The organism is Mesorhizobium zhangyense (assembly GCF_011045115.1).
GTDB lineage: Bacteria > Pseudomonadota > Alphaproteobacteria > Rhizobiales > Rhizobiaceae > Mesorhizobium_M > Mesorhizobium_M zhangyense.
This window is the reverse complement of record NZ_JAAKZG010000015.1, coordinates 102,021-118,367: the sequence shown is the minus strand read 5'-3', so window position 1 is coordinate 118,367 and position 16,347 is coordinate 102,021. Positions and strand designations below refer to the sequence as shown.

Below are 16,347 nucleotides of genomic sequence, written 5' to 3'. Positions count from 1 at the left end.
TGTTTTGATAGCTTTCTTGCCGAACACGCTTTCCTGAAGCAGACGCCCCTCAGTGAGGATCCTTATGTCGTCAGCAGCGTCGCGGTCTGCGGTCTTGGTGGACGCATAGTATTGGATTCTCCGAACGGAACCCCGAAGGTACCAATAGCCGCCGCGCTCAAAGAGCGTGAGGGGCATCTAAGCCAACCCTACAGATTCCAAGCCAATGTTCCTTCGTAGATATTGTATTGTTCGCCGCCAAATTTGGTGAGCAGGAATAACGGACGCATTTTCTTGTCGTAACCCGTCAATTTCACGAGCTTATAAGCCACGAGTTCGTTCATCGTGGCTTCACCAACTCCATCCATGGCGTCGATGGTCTGGGCTTGGGGATCTCGTCTGCCCAGCTTTTTTAACGCAGTCTTCTGTCGGAGATTCAATTGGAACTTCGGCGGAGGTAGAACAGGATTTTCTCTCGCCCACTTTTGCAGAGCAGATTCCGATCCGTTCAGCCACTTCTCATATGGATCCACGTCGACCGATGCCGTAGGCAGCCCCAAGCCGGCCAGCTTATCAAGAGTAGCGTCGATGGCACACCGGTCCCATCGCATTGAGCCGAATACAGGCTTCGGCAGATGCCCAGCCGCAACCCAGCCGGAGAACGTCGCGACGCTTACTCCTAGATAGGCGGCTGCTTCCGGGCGCTTCATGAGACGAGGTTCGAGGCGGGACGATTCTGTATCCATGACAACTCGCGATGTTAGCAGTCATGGCATAGATTCCACAGATGTTGATCTACAGCAACCCCCTGAAAACACTATGCAAATGGGCATTTTTGTCATGTCGAAACATGCATTCGGGCATATGCCCTCGTGTGCTCTAGCGAAGAAGCACTCTTAGGCGATTACATTGGAGAGAAAATCGCGCAATCCACCCAACAACGACAGCGTGGGAAGATTCTAGTGGTGAACCTAGATAGCTTGCCAGTCGCGGAACATAATAAATCGTGCTTCAATGGGTGGCAGTGGATAGGCAAGATCTTGAGGAATTGAGAACGTTCGACACCCTGCAAATTGCTTTGATATCAATTGGCAACTTCTTCTTATCCGGGTCGCTATGGATTTTTGCCGAACAGTTTTTTGGTAGGGAGGTGTTTGAGTGGACTCCTCTTTCCGGTTTTTGTGTCGGAGCTGCCATGTTTGGGCTAGTGATGATTATGGCTGGTTGTGTGCTGTGGAGGTTGCGCCGACGAAAGGTGTCGAACATCTTCGATGGGCTCGGCGAGATTTAGGCTTTAGATTCGCAGCGTTTGTGGAGGCGCACTCCTGGCCCGCCTGGCTTCGTTTCACCGTCTGCTAAAAAGCTGACACCGGCCGCTTCGAGCGCGGCGCGGATTGCAGCCAGATTGTTAATTACCGGGATGCGGCGGCCCTTTTCGAAATCTCTAATAGTGCTCTCGCTGAGGTTAGACATCTCAGCCAATTTTGTCTGCGACCAGTCAACGAGTCCGCGGGCCGCGCGTGATTGTTCTGATGTGATAGTCATTGCATCCTCAAAAAAGTCCGCTTTTCGTCTATCATAAACGAAAAGCGTTGACATCATCTAAGATTAACGCTTTATAGGTATGGTAAACGATTTCCGTTGAATCAGGAGATGCAAATGACCCAACCCGCCACCCGCCACCCACCTCCCACTCACCGCCGAGTCTTGTGCAAGTTTCGATTTCGAGGCGCATCCCACCCTGGAGCAGTACGCTCCTTGCGTCCAGGCCACTAGCGGCAAGCAGTTCCTGGTGGCGGCTCGTTCATATGCTCTTCTTCATCGTAGCCGCGACGAACTCGCGGCCAACTTCGCCACAGCAGAGGGGACAGGTTCCCTCTTGGATCTCGCGGACCAACTGGCGACCTCCATCGCTGCGGCCGCCAAGCTTTCAGAGATGCTCAAGGTCGAGCATTGCCGCATCGTTGCAGCGGCATCGTATGCGGAGGTGAATTGGAGGCTGGCAGAGTAGGGGGCAGATGGCTGACACGCCTCAACCCCCAAGGTCTAGGCGCGACAGCCTTGCGGCTGCCCCCAGGCTGCCGCGCGAGGATAGTTATTCCAAGCCTCAGGAGACCGGCGCGCCTTTTGAGGGTTTAGCAGGCGCCGGCTTGGGAATGTTCGTGCTCTCCGATGTCGAGCCGACCGCTACGAGCGTTATGAGCGCCGGGTTTGGATAGTGATCTAGTGTGGCACCGGTCGCTGCATCAACGCCTACGCCAATAATGCCACCGACCAAGATGTTGCCTGCGAGGCCAGCCGCACCGCCTCCGCTCATTTTTGTGCCAACGAACAGGCTTCCCGGCTTGTAACCTTCCTTCTCAGCGTATGCCGTAAATTCGCTCTTTCGGCTGACTTCAACTGTACATGGCGACATCGGGCATGAATGTCCGAGTGAAGTCCGGATTTAGGCATCAGCCGGCTCGGACGTTACAACCACCTTTTCCGTAGTTCCGCGTGCCACCGATGCGCAACCGGACGCGGCCAAAAGGGCCGCGAGCGCGGCCAAAGCGTTGATTTTCATGATTTCCCCCAATGATGCCCAGCGAGACATTGGCAGAAGTGCGACGTGTTGTCGACGGACGCGCCTATTCACCGTTCAATCGCAAAGCGCATCGGCGGAATGCGATTCTGGTTGTCGGTGTGGTCCTAAAGACCACCGCCGTCGAAACCGCCGACATCCGGTCCGCTGGCAACTGCTTCCCGGCCAGAGAAGTCCTTCAACTTCCGGCGCTCCATCCAGATCAAGATGCAACCTGCGACGAAGGCGAGCACTCCGGCACCAACAATTACAATCGCATAGGTCGGCATCTGTGCGTCTCCCATCGGTTGTCAAACCAAAGATAGCGCATGAGTCGTCGCCGTCCAGCGCTACAGGCTAACAGAACACCCGCCTCTACGATAACAGTCACGTCGTCCGAGCCGCATTTTTCCAGGCAGCTTCGGCGCGCTCGAGCATGCCAATCAATGTTCGAATGCCGTCCTTGCCTGCTAGATTCGCATATGTGTCAGGAATTCGCGTCGCTATGACCGTGATCCCATAGCTAGGGAGTGTGTACGGCACTCTTTCCAGAAATAGCGATGCGGGCACGATGATCGTGTCGCTGTTAGTTCGAAAGGTCTCACTCGCTGAAGTTCCAAAAACGCCGAATGTGTAAGGTGGCGAGATGATTTCAAGCGTTAGCCGATACCCAGCACCATCGGCCTCATAAGTCCCGATATACCGGGCGCCGGCAGAATCATTGCCTTCGATTCGGCCCTGGTCGAGCTTGAGAACGATCGCCGACATGCCTGCAACGCCGACAGCAGCCAGTGAGTAAAGACCATCAATTGGCAATTTCGCCCCCGCGCCGGATTGAGACCGGATTATGCAGGCTGGTAGCATGCTCGGCAACCGCGGCGCCAAAAGCGGGGAGGGAAAGCGGGGAAGGTTCTCTCAACTATGAAATAAATCTAGGAAAAACAAAGCCGTAGACAAGAAAAGTGGCTCCCCGGGCCGGATTCGAACCAGCGACCAACCGGTTAACAGCCGGTTGCTCTACCACTGAGCTACCGGGGAACAGCGGCTCGTTTGAACGAGGGTGCCTATAGCAAACCAAATTCAGCTTTGCAAAGCGCCAATCTGCATTTTTCATGGAATAATATGCTTGGCGCCTCGCAATTGCGACGGAAAGCCTCATATGTGGGCTTCCGGGCGGGATTTCGGTTGATATGGAAGACGAAAAACGACCCATGACGGAGCAGGCGAACCAGTCGAGCAAGACGCCCAGGCGCGTCATAACCGTGTTTGGCCGCGAAATAAAAATGCCGCAGTCGCGCAACAAGCGCGTGGCGATCGGCGTGGGTCTGACTTTTCTCGGCCTTCTCGGCTTCCTGCCGATTCTCGGCTTCTGGATGGTTCCGCTCGGGCTTCTCGTTCTTTCCTACGAATTCGCGCTGGTCAGGCGCTATCGCCGCCGCGGCATCGTGTGGTGGGAGCGGCGGCGCAGCAATCGCCCACGCTGAAACGGCCATCTGCCGCTTTCAGTGCGATTCGATGCTGTTTTGAGGCTCAGCTCATGAAGGCGCGCTTCCGGCCGCAGGTCGGCGCCAAAGCCTCATTCTATTGGTCCCGAGAGGCAAAACTCCCGTTTGTCGGCGTTCCAGACCAGATTGAACACCGCGTCGGGATTTTCCTTCCATATCTCCACAGCCTGCCGGTCGACCCGTATTTTTCGGCCGTTCACCAGCACTGTTCTTGCAGTTTTCGTCTTGCCGACGTCGTCATAGGAGATTTCCATCGCTCCCCCTTTTTCTTGTCCCTTCCTTATCTTTGAGTGGTGCGGCCGATTGCCGATATTAAATTAGACACATTGCAACAAAGAAAGTTCCGTTTGCGCTCGCCGGCCTCACGGTTCCTGCTGTTGGCAGCTCGGCTGGCCTTTGAACTCACGCGACAGGCAGCCATATTCGTCGAACTTGCCGGCAGTATCGCGAACTGCCTTGGCTGCGCCGCAGCCGCAGAGGGCGAGAAGTATCAAAACGGCAATGGCCAGTTTCCAGCGCACGATTTTCTCCACGGCTCGAGCGTTCCGTCGGATGGCGATGAACATGATGCGATTCTATCCCGCATCAGATGAACTGCAACCGCCCGGCCATGGCTGAAAATCGGCACGGTCTACAATGCGTTCACGATGCCGCAGAGGATTTTGTTCGGAATGGCGGTCTGTCGCTTGACGGCAATTTGCCCGCAACCTATTGAAGCGGCGTAGAACGCCGGCAGCGGCGAGGCCTCGTGGCGGAGTGGTTACGCAGAGGACTGCAAATCCTTGCACCCCGGTTCGATTCCGGGCGAGGCCTCCAATCTGCCACAGCGGCCGCCATGCGCGGCTACAGCGTTCACGCGAAGTGAAACGCGCAACGCTTGCGCCGAGACGGGTTGTTTTGGGCATGGACACTGATTTTTCCGAACAGCGCGTGAAGATGGTCGATGGCCAGGTCCGCACGACGGATGTGACCGATCAGGCCTTGCTCGACGCCATGTTGTCTGTGCCGCGCGAAGCCTTCGTCGGCGCCAACCGCCGCAACCTCGCTTACATCGATGAGCATATCGAGATCGCATCTCCCGCGTCCGGCCAGCCTGCGCGGTACCTGATGCAGGCCTCGCCCTTCGCCAAGCTGACGCAGCTCGCCGAAATCCATTCGAGCGACTTCGTTCTCGATGTCGGTTGCGGCACCGGCTATTCGTCGGCGGTTCTGTCGCGCCTGGCCAGCTCGGTCATCGCACTGGAAAGTGACCCTGTGCTCGCGCAGAGCGCGACATCGACGCTGGCAAATCTCGGTTACGACAATGTCGTTGTCGTCCAGGGCGCGTTGAACGAAGGCCACGGCGCAGAGGCGCCCTATGACGTGATTTTCATCGGCGGAGCGGTCGAAGAGATACCTCAGGCGCTGTTCGATCAGCTGAAAGAGGGGGGCCGACTCATTGCCGTGGAAGGGCAGGGTAATGCGGGCGTCGCCCGTCTGTTTTTAAAGACTACTGGCATTGTTGGCGGCCGACGTGCATTTAATGCGGCAATTCGGCCACTGCCGGGATTCGAACGCATCCGCGCATTCGAATTTTGAGGCGGAAAGTCTTGCGACTGTCGCGTCATCGTGGTGGCTTAGTGTTTGGACCATCGTTGCTGAGTCCTGTGCGTATTCGTGTGGGCATTTGGCAGGGGGCGTGAGTCGGATCGTGTTGGTAAGGCGCAACGCCTGAATTGACCGATGTGACGCCCGCAGAAACGAATGAGGGAATAGTCGTGTCGTTTATACGCAAAGGCATTTTCACTGCCGTATTTTTGTCGGCCACCGCGCTGTCTCCGATAGCCGCTTCCGCCGAAACCATCCTCGGCGCACTTTCCAAAGCCTATCAGTTCAATTCCTCGATGAATTCGAGCCGCGCCGGCGTAAGGGTGACGGACGAGGGTGTCGCGATTGCGAAATCGGGATACCGCCCGACGATCAACGGCTCGTCGAGCGTCGCTTATTCGTCGACGAGGGATGTCAACAGGCAGTCGACCGCCAGCTTCGGCATCCAGATCAACCAGATGCTGTTCGATGGCTTTCAAACCAGGAACAACGTCGCAGCCGCCGAAGCGCAGGTGTTCGCGTCCCAGGAAAACCTGCGCAACACTGAAATGAACACGCTGTCCAGCGCGGCCCAGGCCTATATGGACGTCATCCGCGACCGTCAGATCGCCGTGCTGCGCGAGCAGAACCTTAAATTCCTGGCCGAGCAGGTTCGCGCGGCCAAATCCCGCTTCGATGTCGGCGAGGGCACGCGCACGGACGTTGCGCAGGCCGATGCCGCCCGTTCGCTGGCCGAGGCGCAATTGGCCGCGGCACGCGCGCAAGCGGCGGCGAGTGCCGCGACCTATCGCCAGATCGTTGGCGAGGAGCCGGGCAAGCTCAAGGCGGCGTCGCCCCTGGCGAAATTGCTGCCCAAGAGCCTGGATCAGGCGTACGGCCTGGCTTCCGCCCAGCATCCGGCAATCCTGGCCGGGCACCATCTCGTCGATGCCGCCGGCTTTTCGGTGAAATCGGCGGAAGGCGCGCTGCTGCCACAGATTTCTGCGTCGGCAGGCGTTTCGCATGCCTACAATCAAACCAACGGCATCCTCTCCGGGACGGGTCTGAGCGGGCAGAGCACGACCAACAGCGATACCGCCCAGATCGGCGCGTCGATCACGGTTCCGATCTATTCGGGGGGCCGCACCTCCGCACTGGTCCGCCAGTCCAAGGAACAGCTTGGCCAGCAGCGCATCCAGGTCGACGTGTTTCGCGATCAGGTCCGTCAGGCCGTGGCATCCTCCTGGACCTCTTACATTGCTGCGCAGGAAAGCGTCGCCGCAAACCGCTCGGCCATCGCCGCTGCCCAGCTGGCGCTGAACGGCGTCATCGAGGAGCGCAATGTCGGCCAGCGCACGACGCTGGACGTGCTCGATGCCCAGCAGGACGTCATCAACGCACAGATCAATCAGGCCAACTCCGAAAATCAGGTCGTCGTGGCGAGCTACGGCATTCTGCAGGCCACCGGCCAGCTTTACGCCAAGCGGCTCGGCCTGCAGGTCACCGAATACAAGCCGGAAGAGCACTACAAGGCCGTCAAGGACAAGTGGATCGGACTGCGCACGCCGGACGGCCGCTGATATCGTTCCATTCCGGTTCCCGCCGGTTTTCGAGAGGCGCCCTTGTGGCGCCTCTTTTGATTCCAGGGCTCTATTCTGTTGAAATCGCCTAAGGGCTGACTTTGGGGATTCTCCAAGGTCGATCCGTCCGCTACCCTAACCGTTGATTCGAATTCCTGCGGCCTAAGCCAATGGAATCGTTAATTTTGGTCACAAGGGCGGCGGATGTGACGATGGCACAGGCAAGCAGCGTACAGCGCGAACCTTCGATGGAAGAGATTCTGGCTTCCATCCGCAGGATAATCGAAGACAGCGACACCGTCCGAAAGAGTGCCGACGAACTGGCGGCGCTTGGAGACGACGTCGATGTCGCACCCGTCGACAATGCGGTGATCGAGGTCGACGCCTTCCGCGCCGAACTGCGCGCGGCCCGCGCCGCTCCCGAACACCCAAAACCGCTGTCCATGGCCGAAGTGCAGGCGCAGATTGCCGAAGAAGCGCCGCAGGACAAAGAAATTGAACAACAGCCCGCCGAGTCCGTGGCGGTTGCCTATGCTGAGCCTGAAGTGAGCGAAGCACCGGCTGAGACGCCGGTTCTGGCGGAGCCGGAGTGGAATGTGCCGCAAGCTGCCGAGGCGGCTCAAGCCGCTGCACCGCAGCCGAATTACGAAGACGAACTGGACGCGGCTCTGGACGAGCTTTCGCTGGAGCAACCTGTTGCGCCCGCGCTGGCCGTCGAATCGCCTTCGCCGTCGTACAATGCCTATGCGCCGGTTTCGACGGCGAAGCCCGATTCTGTCTCAGCCGCGGCCGATATCGCCCGTCCGGCGATCATTTCCGAGCATGCCGGCCGTCAGGTCGCAGCCGCTTTCGGCGAGTTGTCGGAAGCCTTTGCCGCCAGAAGCCGCAAGACTTTCGACGAAATGGCCGAGGAAATGATGCGACCCATGCTGCAGGATTGGCTCGACAACAACCTGCCGACGCTGGTCGAGCGCCTGGTGCGCGAGGAAATCGAGCGCGTCGCGCGCGGGGCGTGACCGCGCCATTGCATTTGCCGGCAAGATCAAGCATCTAATCGCCCAATACGCCATCGCCTTTGACTGACTGAAGCCGATCTGATCCCGCTTCGTCTAATGGTAGGACACCGCCCTTTGACGGCGTGAATCGTGGTTCGAGTCCATGAGCGGGAACCACAATATGTCTGGGCGATCCTCCGAGCCTGTAGGAAAGATTTACACCAGATTTCCTGCTAACCTATTGTTTTCCTTTACTGCGAACATTTTTTCACGCCCAATCTTTCCTCACCCCATCAGCCTTCATCCATAATCCCCCCATCGCTCCTGCGGGACCGGGTCTGGAACCGGGATCAAGGGGGAGTGGCGGTGACCTCCCGCCCTGGTGTGGTAGCCAGAGGGCCCGACACAGGCCGGCGTGGAACGAGCACGGCGCAAATGCCACTGCCCAAAACCATGCGGAGAACCCGCGGCGTCTTGTCCATGGAATGTACATGGAGCGGGCGTTGTGACCGGCCGACTTCGGGACAAGCACCGAGCGGGGCGCGGAAGCTGCGCCACGTACTACATATTAGGAAGGCACGGCCAAGCGCCCCGCTTCCCGATCTTTGACAATGGCCAGACGGTGAAAACCGGGCGTGGCGATGATGAAGCGTGCCTCTCCTTCTCCCCTTGTGGGAGAAGGTGGCCGACCCGAAGGGGAGGTCGGATGAGGGGTGTTCCAGCTTGGCGCTCCGTCCAACACCCCCCATCCGCCTTTACTGCGTTCAGGCACCTTCTCCCACAAGGGGAGAAGGAGTGTTGCGCCACTGTTGACTCGCAATGCCCCTTCCGATTTACACCGGGGCAACCTATTTCCGGACAAATCGGATCACTTTCCCATGCTTGAGAAGACCTACGACGCAAAAACCGTCGAGCCGAAAATCGCCAAACGCTGGGAGGAGGCCGATGCGTTTCGTGCCGGCGCCGGCTCGAAGCCGGGCGCGGAAGCCTTCACTATCGTCATTCCGCCGCCGAATGTGACCGGCTCGCTGCATATGGGCCACGCGCTCAACAACACGCTCCAGGACATTCTGGTGCGGTTCGAGCGCATGCGCGGCAAGAACGTGTTGTGGCAGCCGGGCATGGACCATGCCGGCATCGCCACGCAGATGGTGGTCGAACGCCAGTTGATGGAAAAGCAGATCCATCGCCGCGACATCGGCCGCGAAGAGTTCATCGAAAAGGTCTGGGAGTGGAAGGCCGAATCCGGCGGTGCGATCTTCAACCAGTTGAAGCGCCTCGGCGCCTCGGCCGACTGGTCACGCGAGCGTTTCACCATGGACGAGGGCCTGTCCAAAGCCGTGCTCGAAGTCTTCGTCACGCTCTACAAGCAAGGCCTGATCTACAAGGACAAGCGCCTTGTGAACTGGGATCCGAAACTGCTGACCGCGATCTCCGACCTTGAGGTCGAGCAGCACGAGGTCAACGGCAATCTCTGGCACTTCCGCTACCCGGTCGAAGGCGTCACCTATGACCCGGAAAACCCCGCGACCTATGTCACGGTGGCAACGACGCGGCCCGAAACCATGCTCGGCGACACGGCCGTTGCCGTTCATCCTGAAGACGAGCGGTTTGCCAAACTCGTCGGCAAGAACGTCATCCTGCCGCTGGTCGGGCGCAAGATCCCGATTGTCGCCGACGAATATTCCGACCCGGAGAAGGGCACCGGTGCAGTCAAGATCACGCCCGCGCATGACTTCAACGACTTCGAAGTCGGCAAGCGCCACAAGCTGCGCGCGATCAACATTCTGACCATAGAGGCCGCCGTAAACCTCAGGGATAACGAGGACTTCCTCGAAGGTCTTGATTCAACGTCCGAGCTTGCCGCCACCATCGAGGCACTGCATGGGCAGGATCGCTTCACCGCCCGCAAGAAGGTCGTGGAGATGATGGAGGCGGGCGGCTTCCTCGACAAGATCGAGCCGCACCGCCACGCCGTGCCTCATGGCGACCGCGGCGGTGTGCCGATCGAGCCGTTCCTGACCGACCAGTGGTACGTCAACGCGGCCGAAATGGCCAAGCCGGCGATCGCCTCGGTTCGCGAAGGCCGCACCAATTTCGTCCCGAAGAACTGGGAAAAGACCTATTTCGACTGGATGGAGAACATCCAGCCCTGGTGCATTTCGCGCCAGCTCTGGTGGGGTCACCAGATTCCGGCCTGGTACGGCCCTGACGGCCGCGTCTTCGTCGAGAAGACCGAAGAGGAAGCGCTGGGCGCAGCCATCGAATATTATCTGGCGCTGGAAGGCCCCTGGAAGGGCTGGGTCGAGGACAAGCTCGAAAACTTCAAGCCGGGTGAAATCCTCACCCGCGACGAGGACGTGCTCGACACATGGTTCTCGTCGGCGCTGTGGCCGTTCTCGACGCTCGGCTGGCCGGATGAGACGCCGGAGCTGAAGACCTATTACCAGACCGATGTTCTGGTCACCGGCTTCGACATCATCTTCTTCTGGGTCGCCCGCATGATGATGATGGGCCTTCATTTCATGGAGGAAGAGCCGTTCCACACCGTCTATGTCCACGCTCTCGTGCGTGACAAGAACGGCGCCAAGATGTCGAAGTCGAAGGGCAACGTCATCGACCCGCTCGAACTGATCGACGAATACGGCGCCGATGCGCTGCGCTTCACGCTGTCGATCATGGCCGCGCAGGGCAGGGACGTGAAGCTCGACCCGGCCCGCATCGCCGGTTACCGCAACTTCGGCACCAAGCTGTGGAACGCCACGCGCTTTGCCGAAATGAACGGTGTCGCCCGCAACGACGAGTTCTGGCTGCAGGACGCCAAGCTCACCGTCAACCGCTGGATACTCACCGAGCTTTCCCGCGCCACGCGCGAGGTCACAGACGGCATCGCCTCCTATCGCTTCAACGAGGCGGCAGGAGCGGCCTATAAGTTCGTCTGGAACCTGTTCTGCGACTGGTACCTGGAACTGCTGAAACCTGTCTTTATGGGCGAAGACGAGGCCGCCAAGGTCGAAAGCCGTGCTGTCGCCGCTTTCGTGCTCGACGAGATTTACAAGCTGCTCCACCCGTTCATGCCGTTCATGACGGAAGAGCTCTGGGCCCATACGGCGGGCGAAGGGCAGGAGCGGCCGACGCTTCTTTGCCTGGCTGCATGGCCGTCGCCGGAGTTCGAAGACGCGGAGGCCGCAGCCGAGACCAACTGGTTGGTCGATTTGGTGTCGGGCATCCGCTCTGTGCGCTCCGAAATGAACGTGCCGCCAGCAGCGATCGCACCGCTGGTGATCGTCGGCGCCAACGATATGACGAAGGCACGGCTGGAGCGTCACGATTCGGCGATCAAGCGGCTGGCGCGCGTTGGTGCGGTCAGCCATGAGGCGGCTGCGCCCAAGGGTTCGGCCCAGATCGTCATCGGCGAGGCCACCGCCTGCCTGCCGCTCGGCAGCCTGATCAATCTCGAAGCCGAGGCCGCGCGCCTGCAGAAGGAACTGGCCAAGGTGACCGAGGAAGTCGCGCGCATCCACAAGAAGCTCGCCAACGAGAAATTCGTCGCCAACGCGGCCGCCGAAGTGGTGGCTGCCGAGCGCGAAAAGCTGGTCGAATTTCAGGAGGCGCAGGAGAAGCTGAACGTCGCTTTGGCGCGGGTTCGTGACGCTGGGTAAGGGCACTTCGGAGGCTGATTCCTGGATGCCGCCTGAGGCGGCATCTGCCCCGAAATGGGTCATAACGCAGCGTCATGTTTTCACATCTTTGCCACTTTTTGCCCCCTTGTTGCCATAATGTAACAATTTGGCGATATGGGGTCGAAAAGCATCGATTTTCACTGTTTTTGGCTGCTTTCGGCCACCTTTTATGAAAAAATTCCCACAAAACGAGGCCGTTTTAAGCCTTTTTGTGGATGGTCACCTTCCTTTTACGTAAGCCTTAACCTCCCTCGAAAGGTTCACGTGTAAAAACGTGGTTGCACCCGCTGAGGGAAATAGTTCTAGCTTGCTTCACGTACTTCTTGGGGAGGAATACCTGATGAAAAAAGCGCTAATGAAATCGGTCCTCGGAGCCGGCTCTTTGATGCTCGCGATTGTAGGGTCGGCCAGCGCTGGTGGCCTCGAGCGCGGGGGCTACAACATCGATCTGCTTTTCGATACTTCGCGATTCACCGGCGAAGTTTCCGGCACTTATGTCATGCCCGATCGTAAGCTCAACAATGTGCGCGATATCAATCCCGCCAACGGCATCGGATCCAATGGTATCGGCGGTGGCGCGACGAACGACGTCAACGAAACCGAGGACTACTGGGTTCCGCGCATCGGCTTCAAAGCTGGCATCGGCGAGGCCATAGACTGTATGGCCGACTATTCGCAGCCCTGGGGAGCGCACAGCAACCCAGGCGCTAACTGGATGGGCGCCAACGACAATATCGAGACCAAGATCGAAAGCGACAACTATGCCGCGACCTGCTCCTACAAGATGGATGCCGGGAAGGGCCAGTTTCGCGTGCTTGGCGGTGTGTTCTATCAGGAAGTCAGCGGTTTCAAGGAACGTTTGGTTGCACCCGTTCCGACGCTCACCGGCACCCCGGCTTTCGGGAATGGCGTCGGCCGTCTCGATCTTGAGGATAGCGGCGTTGGCTGGCGCATCGGCGCGGCTTACGAAATTCAGGAAATCGCCTTCCGCGCAAGCCTGGTCTACAATTCGGCAGTGAAGCTGGACGGTCTTTCAGGAACGCTGGATTTGACGCAGATTCCCGGCTTCATCAGCCCGACCAACCCGCTTCTTGGTCGCGTGACGGATATATACGGCTCAGCAACGATGCCGGAATCAATTGAATTCAAGGTTCAGTCGGGCATTGCACCGGATTGGCTGGCTTTCGGCTCCGTGAAATGGGTCAACTGGAGCCGCTTGCAAACAGTTGATCTCTGCCCTGTCGGGGTCGATGCTTCGCTTTGCTTCCCAGGTAGCCCATTTGTCGCGACCTCGCTTGATCTGCTCTATCGCGATGGCTGGACGGTTTCCGGCGGCATCGGGCACAAGTTCAACGATCAGTGGAGTGCAGCGGGTAGCATCACCTGGGATCGTGGAACCACGACCGGCCTCAGCGCCCAGACCGACACCTGGACCTTCGGCGGCGGCGTCGCCTATACGCCAACTCAGAACGTCGAGCTCCGTCTTGCTGGTGCCCTGGGCATTCTAACCAGCGGTTCTGCCGGCCCCGTGACCTCAAACGGCATCAACTATGGCGAAGAGGTTACCTACGACTTCGACAATGACCTCGTCAGTGCCATCTCGGCCTCGTTGAAGGTCAAATGGTAACTCATTGGAAACAATGATCGAAAAAGCCGGGCGCATGCCCGGCTTTTTTGTTTCAAATGAGGAAAATTCTTAAGCCGGCAAGCGCAAGCTCTGCCGGCTTTTTAGTGCTGATGGGGCCTGCGGCATGGTTAACATCCTCATGCCGTTTGTGATGTTTCTGCAACACTCTCTGGTGAAGCACTGGGCTACAACGGGCCGGGCACAATTCGCCTAGTTCCCGCCATAAACCCGGAGCACCTCAGAGGTGTCTTCGGGCAGCATATTAGAAGCTGTGCGGAGAAACCGCGATGGGGCGGCAAGGACAGGAATGGACGCAAAGGTAATCTCGAAAGCGAAACTGCCAAGTCGCTATGTGACCGAAGGGCCGGCGCGCGCGCCGCATCGGTCATATCTCTATGCGATGGGCCTTTCGCAGAAGGAGATTGCCCAGCCTCTGGTCGGCGTCGCAAGTTGCTGGAACGAGGCAGCCCCTTGCAACATTTCGCTGATGCGTCAGGCGCAGGTGGTCAAGAAGGGCGTCGCGGCTGCCAATGGCACGCCGCGCGAATTCTGCACCATCACCGTTACCGACGGCATCGCCATGGGCCATCAGGGCATGAAGGCCTCGCTGGTTTCGCGCGATGTCATTGCCGACAGCGTCGAGCTCACCATGCGCGGCCATTGCTATGATGCGCTCGTCGGCCTTGCCGGCTGCGACAAGTCGCTGCCGGGCATGATGATGGCGATGGTGCGGCTCAACGTGCCATCGGTCTTCATCTATGGCGGCTCCATCCTTCCCGGCAGCTATCGCGGCCGCCAGATCACAGTTCAGGACGTTTTCGAGGCAGTCGGCCAGCATTCAGTCGGCGCTATCTCGGATGACGATCTTCTGGAAGTAGAGCAGGCGGCGTGTCCGTCGGCCGGTTCCTGCGGCGCCCAGTTCACTGCCAACACAATGGCGACGGTGGCCGAGGCGATCGGCCTTGCGCTGCCATATTCCTGCGGCGCGCCGGCGCCTTACGAAATGCGCGACCGTTTCAACTTCGCTTCGGGCGAAAAGGTCATGGAACTGATCGCCAAGAACATCCGCCCGCGCGACATCGTCACGCGCAAGGCGCTGGAAAATGCGGCGGCAGTGGTTTCGGCTACCGGCGGCTCGACCAATGGCGCGCTGCATCTGCCGGCGATCGCCCATGAGGCCGGCATCGAGTTCGACCTGTTCGACGTCGCCGAGATTTTCAAGAAGACGCCCTACATCGCTGATCTGAAGCCCGGCGGAAAATATGTCGCCAAGGACATGTTCGAGGCCGGCGGCATTCCGCTGCTGATGAAAACGCTTCTCGATCACGGTTATCTGCATGGCGATTGCATGACCGTGACTGGCCGCACTTTGGCCGAAAACATGGAACATGTTGCCTGGAACGACAGTCAGGACGTGGTGCATCCGGCCAACAGGCCGATCACGGTGACTGGCGGTGTTGTCGGCCTGAAGGGCAATCTGGCTCCCGAAGGCGCGATCGTGAAGGTGGCGGGCATGTCGGAGCTGAAATTCTCCGGTCCGGCGCGGTGCTTCGACTCGGAAGAAGAATGCTTCGAGGCGGTGACCCATCGCAGCTACAAGGAAGGCGAGGTTCTCGTCATCCGCTATGAAGGCCCGAAAGGCGGGCCTGGCATGCGCGAGATGCTGTCGACGACAGCAGCGCTTTATGGACAAGGCATGGGCGGCAAGGTTGCCCTGATTACCGACGGGCGCTTTTCGGGCGCGACGCGCGGCTTCTGCATCGGCCATGTCGGCCCGGAGGCTGCAATCGGAGGCCCGATCGGCCTTCTCGAAGATGGCGACATCATCACCATCGACGCCGTGAACGGCAGTCTCGATGTGGCGCTATCGGAAGAGAAACTTGCGGCCCGGGCAATGAAATGGAAACCGCGCCAGACCGACTATCAGTCCGGCGCGATCTGGAAATATGCGCAAACGGTTGGCTCGGCTCGCTATGGCGCCGTGACCCATCCGGGCGGCGCGAAAGAAACACACTGCTATGCTGACATCTGACGTCGTGAGAACAACCATCCTGTCGGCCATCGTAGCCGCAACGACCTTCGGCACCGCCGGGGGCGCGATGGCGTTCGACGACAAGGTTTTCGATGACAATGGCGCGGTGAAGGCTCAGTCCAGCCCGTGGGCGGTGTTCCAGTTCGGCTTCTCGGCCTACAAGAGCGGCCACAAGGACCAGGCCGTCGAGGCCTATCGCTATGCCGCTGAAAACGGCCAGATCGGCGCCAGCTGGAAGCTTGCGCGCATGTATGCCGAGGGCGACGGCGTCGATCGCAATGATTTCGAGGCGTTCAAGTTCTTCAGCGAGATCGTCGAGCAGGATGTCGAGCCCGGCAGCCCCGAGGAAAGCTATGTTTCGGACGCGCTGGTAGCACTCGGCAACTATCTGCAGAAAGGCATTCCGGGCAGCCCGATAAAGGCCAACAAGGTCGCCGCGCAGGAATATTTCATGCGCGCCGCCGCCAACTATCGCAATCCCAATGCCCAGTTCGAAATGGGCAAGATGTTCCTGAAGGGCGAGGGCGGCGTGAAGGCCAGCGTGCGTCAGGCCGGTCGCTGGTTCCAGCTTGCCGCCGAAAAGGGCCATGCCGGTGCGGAAGCGACGCTGGGCAATCTTCTGTTCCAGTCGGGCAAGGTGGTGCGCGGGCTTGCCATGATGACGGCAGCGCTCCAGCGCGCAGCTCCCGCAGATCAGCCGTGGATTCGCGGCATGCAGGAAGAGGCATTCGCGCTTTCAGGTGAAGCGGATCGCCGCACCGCGATTGCGCTGGCCGAAGATATTCTCACCAAGGGCGATACCGGCCAGCAGTGACGGGCG

At 59.2% G+C, this 16,347-nt stretch carries 15 protein-coding genes and 3 tRNA genes; 11 read left to right on the top strand and 7 right to left on the bottom strand.

The features are described 5' to 3' along the window. Window positions 1–188: 188 nt before the first annotated feature. On the bottom strand, window positions 189–725 hold the full coding sequence (locus tag G6N74_RS30545; RefSeq protein ID WP_205826859.1) for a helix-turn-helix transcriptional regulator: 537 nt from the start codon (window positions 723–725) through the stop codon (window positions 189–191). Window positions 726–985: 260 nt separating this feature from the next. On the opposite strand from G6N74_RS30545, the gene G6N74_RS25615 reads away from it, so the two are divergent. Then, window positions 986–1,270 carry a hypothetical protein gene (locus tag G6N74_RS25615; protein WP_165120835.1) on the top strand — a complete coding sequence of 95 codons (285 nt, stop codon included), beginning with the start codon at window positions 986–988 and terminating at the stop codon, window positions 1,268–1,270. Here the strand turns inward: G6N74_RS25615 and G6N74_RS25610 are convergent. The 4 genes from G6N74_RS25610 to G6N74_RS25595 form a co-directional block, all read right to left on the bottom strand. Then, window positions 1,267–1,524, bottom strand: coding sequence for a helix-turn-helix domain-containing protein (locus tag G6N74_RS25610; protein WP_165120834.1), 258 nt, complete (start codon window positions 1,522–1,524; stop codon window positions 1,267–1,269). The genes G6N74_RS25615 and G6N74_RS25610 overlap by 4 nt on opposite strands. Before the next feature lie 1,143 nt (window positions 1,525–2,667). Next, window positions 2,668–2,829, bottom strand: coding sequence for a hypothetical protein (locus G6N74_RS25605; protein WP_165120833.1), 162 nt, complete (start codon window positions 2,827–2,829; stop codon window positions 2,668–2,670). 97 nt (window positions 2,830–2,926) lie between these two features. Beyond that, complete coding sequence (locus tag G6N74_RS25600) at window positions 2,927–3,355, bottom strand: hypothetical protein (protein WP_165120832.1); 429 nt, start codon at window positions 3,353–3,355, stop codon at window positions 2,927–2,929. 147 nt (window positions 3,356–3,502) lie between these two features. Next, a tRNA-Asn gene (locus G6N74_RS25595) sits at window positions 3,503–3,577 on the bottom strand. Window positions 3,578–3,750: 173 nt separating this feature from the next. Between G6N74_RS25595 and G6N74_RS25590 the strand changes: the two genes are divergently transcribed. Beyond that, window positions 3,751–4,023 carry a hypothetical protein gene (locus G6N74_RS25590; RefSeq protein WP_165120831.1) on the top strand — a complete coding sequence of 91 codons (273 nt, stop codon included), beginning with the start codon at window positions 3,751–3,753 and terminating at the stop codon, window positions 4,021–4,023. A gap of 92 nt (window positions 4,024–4,115) precedes the next feature. Here the strand turns inward: G6N74_RS25590 and G6N74_RS25585 are convergent, their stop codons facing one another. Together G6N74_RS25585 and G6N74_RS25580 are read right to left on the bottom strand one after the other, a co-directional pair. Further along, window positions 4,116–4,298, bottom strand: coding sequence for a hypothetical protein (locus G6N74_RS25585; protein WP_091911842.1), 183 nt, complete (start codon window positions 4,296–4,298; stop codon window positions 4,116–4,118). Window positions 4,299–4,406: 108 nt separating this feature from the next. Next, window positions 4,407–4,610: a hypothetical protein gene (locus G6N74_RS25580; RefSeq protein WP_165120732.1), complete on the bottom strand. Its 204-nt coding sequence runs from the start codon at window positions 4,608–4,610 to the stop codon at window positions 4,407–4,409. A gap of 176 nt (window positions 4,611–4,786) precedes the next feature. Between G6N74_RS25580 and G6N74_RS25575 the strand changes: the two genes are divergently transcribed. The 9 genes from G6N74_RS25575 (at window position 4,787) to G6N74_RS25535 (ending at window position 16,341) form a co-directional block, all read left to right on the top strand. Further along, a tRNA-Cys gene (locus G6N74_RS25575) sits at window positions 4,787–4,860 on the top strand. A gap of 87 nt (window positions 4,861–4,947) precedes the next feature. Further along, on the top strand, window positions 4,948–5,622 hold the full coding sequence (locus G6N74_RS25570; protein WP_165120830.1) for a protein-L-isoaspartate O-methyltransferase family protein: 675 nt from the start codon (window positions 4,948–4,950) through the stop codon (window positions 5,620–5,622). A gap of 179 nt (window positions 5,623–5,801) precedes the next feature. Next, window positions 5,802–7,190, top strand: coding sequence for a TolC family outer membrane protein (locus G6N74_RS25565; protein WP_165120829.1), 1,389 nt, complete (start codon window positions 5,802–5,804; stop codon window positions 7,188–7,190). Between the two features lie 212 nt (window positions 7,191–7,402). After that, window positions 7,403–8,206 carry a PopZ family protein gene (locus tag G6N74_RS25560; protein WP_165120828.1) on the top strand — a complete coding sequence of 268 codons (804 nt, stop codon included), beginning with the start codon at window positions 7,403–7,405 and terminating at the stop codon, window positions 8,204–8,206. Window positions 8,207–8,288: 82 nt separating this feature from the next. Further along, a tRNA-Gln gene (locus G6N74_RS25555) sits at window positions 8,289–8,362 on the top strand. 701 nt (window positions 8,363–9,063) lie between these two features. After that, window positions 9,064–11,847 (top strand): valine--tRNA ligase, encoded by a 2,784-nt coding sequence (locus tag G6N74_RS25550; RefSeq protein WP_165120827.1) that lies wholly within the window; start codon window positions 9,064–9,066, stop codon window positions 11,845–11,847. Window positions 11,848–12,208: 361 nt separating this feature from the next. Continuing rightward, window positions 12,209–13,495 carry an OmpP1/FadL family transporter gene (locus tag G6N74_RS25545; protein ID WP_165120826.1) on the top strand — a complete coding sequence of 429 codons (1,287 nt, stop codon included), beginning with the start codon at window positions 12,209–12,211 and terminating at the stop codon, window positions 13,493–13,495. A gap of 307 nt (window positions 13,496–13,802) precedes the next feature. Next, window positions 13,803–15,527, top strand: a complete 1,725-nt coding sequence (gene ilvD / locus G6N74_RS25540) for a dihydroxy-acid dehydratase (RefSeq protein ID WP_165120825.1) — start codon at window positions 13,803–13,805, stop codon at window positions 15,525–15,527. Further along, entirely contained in the window at window positions 15,514–16,341 is an 828-nt protein-coding gene (locus G6N74_RS25535) for a tetratricopeptide repeat protein (RefSeq protein WP_165120824.1), read from the top strand. The genes ilvD and G6N74_RS25535 overlap by 14 nt, the downstream gene beginning before the upstream one ends. The last annotated feature ends 6 nt before the right edge of the window (window positions 16,342–16,347 follow it).

Excerpts from the sequence above, each read along its gene's own strand:
- G6N74_RS30545 (WP_205826859.1), bottom strand. The coding sequence starts at position 725 with ATGGATACAGAATCGTCCCGCCTCGAACCTCGTCTCATGAAGCGCCCG.
- G6N74_RS25610 (WP_165120834.1), bottom strand. The coding sequence starts at position 1,524 with ATGACTATCACATCAGAACAATCACGCGCGGCCCGCGGACTCGTTGAC.
- G6N74_RS25605 (WP_165120833.1), bottom strand. The coding sequence starts at position 2,829 with ATGCCGACCTATGCGATTGTAATTGTTGGTGCCGGAGTGCTCGCCTTC.
- G6N74_RS25590 (WP_165120831.1), top strand. The coding sequence starts at position 3,751 with ATGACGGAGCAGGCGAACCAGTCGAGCAAGACGCCCAGGCGCGTCATA.
- G6N74_RS25585 (WP_091911842.1), bottom strand. The coding sequence starts at position 4,298 with ATGGAAATCTCCTATGACGACGTCGGCAAGACGAAAACTGCAAGAACA.
- G6N74_RS25580 (WP_165120732.1), bottom strand. The coding sequence starts at position 4,610 with ATGTTCATCGCCATCCGACGGAACGCTCGAGCCGTGGAGAAAATCGTG.
- G6N74_RS25570 (WP_165120830.1), top strand. The coding sequence starts at position 4,948 with ATGGACACTGATTTTTCCGAACAGCGCGTGAAGATGGTCGATGGCCAG.
- G6N74_RS25560 (WP_165120828.1), top strand. The coding sequence starts at position 7,403 with ATGGCACAGGCAAGCAGCGTACAGCGCGAACCTTCGATGGAAGAGATT.
- G6N74_RS25550 (WP_165120827.1), top strand. The coding sequence starts at position 9,064 with ATGCTTGAGAAGACCTACGACGCAAAAACCGTCGAGCCGAAAATCGCC.
- G6N74_RS25545 (WP_165120826.1), top strand. The coding sequence starts at position 12,209 with ATGAAAAAAGCGCTAATGAAATCGGTCCTCGGAGCCGGCTCTTTGATG.
- ilvD (WP_165120825.1), top strand. The coding sequence starts at position 13,803 with ATGGACGCAAAGGTAATCTCGAAAGCGAAACTGCCAAGTCGCTATGTG.
- G6N74_RS25535 (WP_165120824.1), top strand. The coding sequence starts at position 15,514 with ATGCTGACATCTGACGTCGTGAGAACAACCATCCTGTCGGCCATCGTA.